This window comes from Sphingobium sp. UBA5915, assembly GCF_002431195.1.
Classification (GTDB): Bacteria; Pseudomonadota; Alphaproteobacteria; order Sphingomonadales; family Sphingomonadaceae; genus Sphingobium; species Sphingobium soli.
The window spans coordinates 1-5,976 of the sequence record NZ_DJDV01000099.1 but is presented as its reverse complement, the minus strand read 5'-3'; the positions used below and the strand labels follow the sequence as shown (position 1 = coordinate 5,976).

The following is a 5,976-nucleotide window of genomic DNA, read 5'->3' as shown; positions in this document are numbered from 1 at the left end:
GCCTCGATCCCGTAAAAGAGCAGATGCCCGCCATCAAGCATGGGAATTGGCAAGAGGTTGATGAACCCCAAGTTAATCGAGATGAGCGCAACGAAGAAGATGAAGCTTTCCAGCCCCAATGTCGCGGCCTGCCCCGACACCTGCGCGATCTTGAGCGGCCCGCCCAATTCCTTGACGGATCGGCCGCCACTGACAATCTGACCCAGAGTTTCGACCATGGTCCGCACGATCTGTCCGGTGCGCTCGACCGCCACGATTGGCGCGCGCAACAGGCTGACGCGCTCGACCACGGGTTCGCCAGCGCCGATACCCAGCCGTCCGACACGGAATTTCTGGCCAAAGCCGTCATCCTCCATGACCGCGCCGATCTTGGTGCGCACCTCCAGCCTTTGCCCGTTCCGCTCGATCGCGACATCCACCGGTTCACCCGGGCGGATGCGCGTGTACATGACCATGTCGGTATAGGTGTCCATCGCACGCCCGTTGAAGGACAGGATGCGGTCACCGACCTTGATCCCAGCGGCATCAGCGGCGCTGCCCTGTTCGACGATGCCCGCAACCGCCGGCGTACGGCTTTCGCCATGGACGAAGGCGAAGGTCGCGATGATCAATATGGCGAAAAGGAAATTGATCGCCGGCCCTGCCGCAACGATGGCCGCGCGTTGCCACAATGGCTTGGCGGGGAAGCTTTCAGCGCGATCGCCGGCCGACATTTCCAGCCAGGCCGGGTCGGTCATGCTGGCCGCGTTCATATCCCCCTTGAAACGCACATAGCCGCCCAAGGGCAACGCCGCGACGCGCCAGCGGGTGCCGCGCCTGTCCACCCAGGCGAAGAGTTCGGGACCGAAGCCGATCGAGAAGGCCTCCGCCTTCACTCCGAACCAGCGGCCGACCAGATAATGGCCAAGCTCATGGACGAAGACCAGCGGTCCGATGACCGCCACAAAGGCCAGCACTGTCAGCAGGAAGCCGGGATTCTGGATCAAACCGTCAATCTTTCCATCGTCTGACCCGCAAACAAGCGGGCCTGCGCGTCGGCCGCCAGCACGTCCCCGATCGTGTTGGGCCGCTCCGCGCTATAGCGGTCCAACACATCCTCCACAATCATGGCAATATCAAGGAAGCCGATGCGCCCCGCCAGAAAAGCGGCCACCGCCACTTCGTTCGCGGCATTGAGGATCGCGGGGGTCGCCCCCCCCTCAGCCGCAGCAGCGCGCGCCAGACGCAGCGCAGGAAAACGATCCGGATCAGGCGCTTCAAAGTCGAGCCGACCAATGGTTGCGAGGTCCAGCTTCTGACAGGGCGTCGAGATCCGCGCGGGCCAGGCAAGCGCATGGGCGATGGGAATGCGCATATCGGGCGACCCCAGTTGCGCAAGAGTCGAACAATCGCGATATTCGACCATCGAGTGGATGACCGATTGCGGATGGACCAATATCTCGATGCGGTCGAGCCCCACCGGGAACAGATGATCGGCCTCGATGAGTTCCAGTCCCTTGTTCATCATCGTCGCGCTGTCGACGCTGATCTTGGCGCCCATCGACCAGTTGGGATGCGCCACCGCCTGGGCAGGCGTGATGCCGACCATGCCAGCCCGGCTGCGGGTGCGGAACGGGCCACCGCTGGCGGTCAGGATGATTCTTGAAACGTCCTCGATGGAACCGCCAGCAAGGCATTGGAAAATGGCGTTATGCTCACTGTCGACGGGCAACAGGGTCGCGCCGGATTCCCGCGCCGCCGCCATCATTAACCCGCCGGCGGATACCAGCGACTCCTTGTTCGCCAACGCCACCGTACCGCCAGACTTCAGGGCAGACATGGTAGGCTCAAGTCCCGCGCAGCCGACGATCGCCGCCATGGTCCAGTCCGCGCCAGCCTGCGCCGCATCGACAAGCGCCGCTTGCCCCGCCGCCGCTTCGATACCAGATCCCGCCAAAGCGTCCCTGAGCGCGCCGTACAGCCCGTCCTGCGCGATGACCGCGATTTGCGCGCCGATCGCCTTTGCCTGGGTCGCCAACCCATCGATATCGCTATGGGCGGTCAGCGCCACGACCCGGTACGCATCCGGCTCTCGCCGGAGGAGGTCGATCGTGGACAGGCCCACAGAGCCAGTTGCGCCAAAGATGGAAACGCTTTTCATACCACTCATACCGCCTGCGCCAGTACGGCATAGCATAGGGCCGCCAGCGGCGCGGCCGCGACCACCCCGTCCAGCCGGTCCATCACGCCGCCATGGCCGGGAAGCAGCGTGCCACTATCCTTGACCCCGGCCCGGCGCTTCATCGCGCTTTCCAGCAGATCACCCAGTTGCGCCGCAACGGCCAGCAGGCCGCTCGCCGCCGCAAGCTGGATCGGCAGGCCCGCAAATCGGTGGAGGAGGAAGCCCAGCACCAGCGCCGCCAGCACGCCACCAGCCAGGCCCGACCATGTCTTGGAAGGGCTGATCCGGGGTGCCAGCTTGGGCCCACCGATCGACCGCCCCGCGAAATAGGCGCCGATATCTGTCGCCCAAACCAGCCCGAGCGCCCAGAAAGCGAGCAGCAAGCCATAGGCATAGGGCTGCTGCCCGCGCAAAAACAGCAGAGCGGTGATCGGCACACAAATATAGGGAACGCCAAGTGCCAGAACGACATTGCGGCTGGTGAAGGCAATGAAGAAAAATGCCGCCGCTCCGGCGATCAGCACCGGCCAGTCGATGCCCGCGGCCAGGGGACATAACAAAGCAAGGGGGATGGAGACGGCAAACATCGCGGCCTTGCGCTGCTCTACATTCGCGCCGGTCAAATCGCCCCATTCGCCTTGCATCAGCACACCGGCCACGACCAGCAGCACCCAGAAAAGCAGCCCCCCGGCAAGCAAGGCACCTAGCGCCAGCGCAATGAGTGCGACGCCGACGACGGTCCGGATCCGAAGGTCGCTGACCATCATTCACAAACCGCCAAAGCGGCGGTCCCTCATACGAAAGGCGTCCAGCGCCTGCCCCAGCGCCCGGTCGTCGAAATCAGGCCAGAGCAGGTCAGTGAAATAGAGTTCGGCATAGGCCGCCTGCCACAGCATGAAATTGCTGAGCCGCAATTCGCCCGATGTGCGAATGAGCAGGTCGAGCGGCGGCAGTTCGCAGGTGTCCAGTTCGTTGTCGATGTCGGCAATGCCGATATCGCTCGCGGCAAGTTCGCCGCGCGCAACCTTTTGCGCGATGCGCTGCGCCGCGCGCACCATCTCATCCTGCGCGCCATAGTTGAGTGCGATCGCGATGACCGGGCCGCTGTTGCCGGCAGTCCGCGCCATCGCACCTTCGATCAGCGTCACCAGCGACGGGTCGAGCGCGCGATAATCGCCGATTACCTTCAGCCGCACACCGTTTGCGTGAAATTCTTCGATATCGCTCTGGATGAAATGCCGCAGCAGCCCCATCAGATCGGCCACTTCACTCGCCGGCCGTTTCCAGTTTTCCGACGAAAATGCGTAGAGTGTGAGGCATTCCAGCCCCATGTCCTGCGCGGCGCGCGCTACCCGGCGCACCGCCTCCACCCCGGCGCGATGACCGGCAATGCGCGGCAGCAGCCGTTTCTTCGCCCAACGGCCGTTGCCGTCCATGATGATGGCGACGTGGCGGGGTCCGGGAGACGGCGCCGCCACGCCATCGACGGCGCGCGCGCCACCGACTGACGCGATGCTGGACAGGTTGGACTGGGCGTGTGTGGCCATCAGGAAGACAATGCGTGCGTTGGCCGCGAAAGGAAAGCCCCGGCTTACTGGCCGAGAATTTCCTTTTCCTTCGCGCTTGTCACGGAATCGATATCCGCGATGGTGGAGTCGGTCAGTTTCTGGACCTCAGTCTCCAGCCGCTTGCGCTCATCCTCGCTGATTTCGCCCTTTTTTTCATCGGCTTTCAGGTTGTCCATGCCGTCGCGACGGACATTGCGCACAGCAACGCGCGCGCCTTCGGCATATTTGCTGGCGAGCTTGGCCAGTTCCTTGCGGCGTTCCTCGGTCAGGTCCGGGATCGGCAGACGCAGCGTCTGCCCATCGACAATCGGATTGAGACCCAGGCCCGCCGAGCGGATCGCCTTGTCACACGGGCCGACATTGCTCTTGTCCCACACCTGCACCGACAACATGCGCGGCTCAGGCGCCGACACGGTCGCGACCTGGTTGAGTGGCATATGCGCGCCATAGACTTCGACCGTCACTGGATCGAGCAGTTGCACATTGGCCCGGCCGGTGCGCAGGCCGGTCAGATCGCCCTTGAGCGATTCAACCGCACCGGCCATGCGGCGTTCCAGATCGGCTTTGTCATATTGCGGCATGAGTCTTCAACGCTCCTGATTTTGCACGATCGTCGCTACGCCTTCGCCCGCAAGAACCTTGGCCAGATTGCCGGTCTCACGAATGTTGAAGACGACGATGGGGATATTATTCTCGCGGCACAGGGCGATGGCGCTGGCGTCCATCACCTTGAGATTGTCATTGAGCACCTGGTCGAAACCGATGCTGTCATAGCGGGTGGCATCGGCGACCTTCTTGGGATCAGCATTATAGATACCATCGACGCTGGTGCCCTTGAACAGGGCATCACAGCTCATTTCCGCCGCTCGCAGCGCCGCAGTCGTATCGGTGGTGAAGAAGGGACTGCCGGTGCCCGCGGCGAAGATCACGATCCGGCCCTTTTCCATGTGCCGCTCTGCCTTGCGCCGGATATAGGGCTCGCACACGCTGGCCATGGGAATGGCGGACTGGACGCGTGTGTCATAGCCCAGTTTTTCCAGGGCATTCTGAACGGCAAGCGCGTTCATGACCGTGGCGAGCATACCCATATAATCGGCGCTTGCCCGGTCAAAGCCAGCGGCCGCGCCGGCAACACCACGAAAGATGTTGCCTCCCCCGACCACCACGCATAATTCAAATCCCGCATCCTTGGCTGCTGCGATCTCGCCTGCGACGCGCGCGACGGTATCGGGCTCGATGCCGAACTGCCCCTGCCCCATCAGCACTTCGCCCGACAATTTCAACAATATACGCTTGAAAGCAGGCAGGGTCATGGGCGGTAGATCATCCTTGGCGAATGGGCGGGAAGCGGCGCGGACCTTAGTCGGGAGCGGCCACAAAGCCAAGCGGCGTTTATATGCCCAGGAGCTACGGCACGGAAAAGTGCGCACATCTGGCTGGCACTGCCCGAACCAACCCCTCTTGTAGCGCCATTTTGATGGCACTTACCGCCCGCCGCGCTGTTGCGGTGCGCCGGGTCAATCTGATGCTGATCGATGTCATCGTCTTTTTAGCTGCCAACAGCCGAGGCGGCCTGCACCAATTCATGCCAAATCGGGCGCTCGTCGCCCCGAATGTAGCGAAATATTGCTGGATCATCCTTCCACATTGCGCGCCGGGCGCAAGCTCTGTCTAACCTGCTGCGATATTGAGCAGGGATGAATGATCATGTCAGCGGTCGATTTTCACGGCTATGACGCCTCTGCTGGCTATACATATGGCTTTTGCCCGGAAATGGCGCCGGACTGGCTCGATCTGTCGGCAATGCTGGCCGGAGCAGCGCCGGCTCGACGAGATGGCGAAGCGCCCTTCCGCTATCTGGAATTGGGATGCGGCCAGGGCATGGGATTATGCCTGCTGGCTGCTGCCAACCCCCAAGGCCAGTTTGTCGGCGTCGACTTCCTGCCCGACCATGTCGCCCATGCGCGCGCCGTCGCGCAGGCGGCGGGGCTGACGAACATCCAATTCAGCGATGGTGACTTCGTCGCACTGGCGCAGCAGTGGCCGGTCGATTTTGGCCGGTTTGACTATGTGTCCCTGCACGGCGTGTATAGCTGGATCACGCCGCCAGTCCGCACGGCACTTGTCCGCTGCCTGGGCCAAGCGACAGCATCCGGCGGCCTGGTCTATATTGGCTATAATGCGCAGCCCGGCTGGCTGGGGTCCATGCCGTTCCGTCACATCAGCCGCCTGTTGAAGGAGGAAAGC

General features: G+C 62.9%; 7 protein-coding genes. 1 reads left to right on the top strand and 6 read right to left on the bottom strand.

Annotated elements, in window-relative coordinates; all coding sequences use genetic code 11:
• The 6 genes from B2V90_RS18010 to pyrH all read right to left on the bottom strand — a co-directional run.
• A partial coding sequence (locus tag B2V90_RS18010; RefSeq protein ID WP_293922642.1) for a M50 family metallopeptidase occupies positions 1 to 986 on the bottom strand: 986 nt, incomplete at its 3' end.
• Positions 983 to 2,140: a 1-deoxy-D-xylulose-5-phosphate reductoisomerase gene (locus tag B2V90_RS18005; RefSeq protein ID WP_228220806.1), complete on the bottom strand. Its 1,158-nt coding sequence runs from the start codon at positions 2,138 to 2,140 to the stop codon at positions 983 to 985. The genes B2V90_RS18005 and B2V90_RS18010, both read right to left, overlap by 4 nt.
• 5 nt (positions 2,141 to 2,145) lie before the next feature.
• On the bottom strand, positions 2,146 to 2,925 hold the full coding sequence (locus B2V90_RS18000) for a phosphatidate cytidylyltransferase (protein ID WP_228220888.1): 780 nt from the start codon (positions 2,923 to 2,925) through the stop codon (positions 2,146 to 2,148).
• A 3-nt stretch (positions 2,926 to 2,928) separates the two neighbouring features.
• Positions 2,929 to 3,708, bottom strand: coding sequence for an isoprenyl transferase (locus B2V90_RS17995; protein WP_228220805.1), 780 nt, complete (start codon positions 3,706 to 3,708; stop codon positions 2,929 to 2,931).
• Positions 3,709 to 3,752: 44 nt separating this feature from the next.
• Positions 3,753 to 4,310 carry a ribosome recycling factor gene (frr, locus tag B2V90_RS17990; RefSeq protein WP_009822316.1) on the bottom strand — a complete coding sequence of 186 codons (558 nt, stop codon included), beginning with the start codon at positions 4,308 to 4,310 and terminating at the stop codon, positions 3,753 to 3,755.
• 6 nt (positions 4,311 to 4,316) lie between these two features.
• A complete protein-coding gene (pyrH, locus tag B2V90_RS17985; protein WP_037542958.1) occupies positions 4,317 to 5,042 on the bottom strand; it encodes a UMP kinase in 726 nt (241 codons plus the stop codon).
• Positions 5,043 to 5,430: 388 nt separating this feature from the next.
• Here pyrH and B2V90_RS17980 point away from each other — a divergent pair.
• Positions 5,431 to 5,976, top strand: a 546-nt coding sequence (locus tag B2V90_RS17980; RefSeq protein ID WP_293922640.1) for a class I SAM-dependent methyltransferase, incomplete at its 3' end; no start/stop codon positions are given.

Coding starts and splice junctions, on each gene's coding strand:
- B2V90_RS18005 (WP_228220806.1), bottom strand. CDS start 2,140: ATGAAAAGCGTTTCCATCTTTGGCGCAACTGGCTCTGTGGGCCTGTCC.
- B2V90_RS18000 (WP_228220888.1), bottom strand. CDS start 2,925: ATGGTCAGCGACCTTCGGATCCGGACCGTCGTCGGCGTCGCACTCATT.
- B2V90_RS17995 (WP_228220805.1), bottom strand. CDS start 3,708: ATGGCCACACACGCCCAGTCCAACCTGTCCAGCATCGCGTCAGTCGGT.
- frr (WP_009822316.1), bottom strand. CDS start 4,310: ATGCCGCAATATGACAAAGCCGATCTGGAACGCCGCATGGCCGGTGCG.
- pyrH (WP_037542958.1), bottom strand. CDS start 5,042: ATGACCCTGCCTGCTTTCAAGCGTATATTGTTGAAATTGTCGGGCGAA.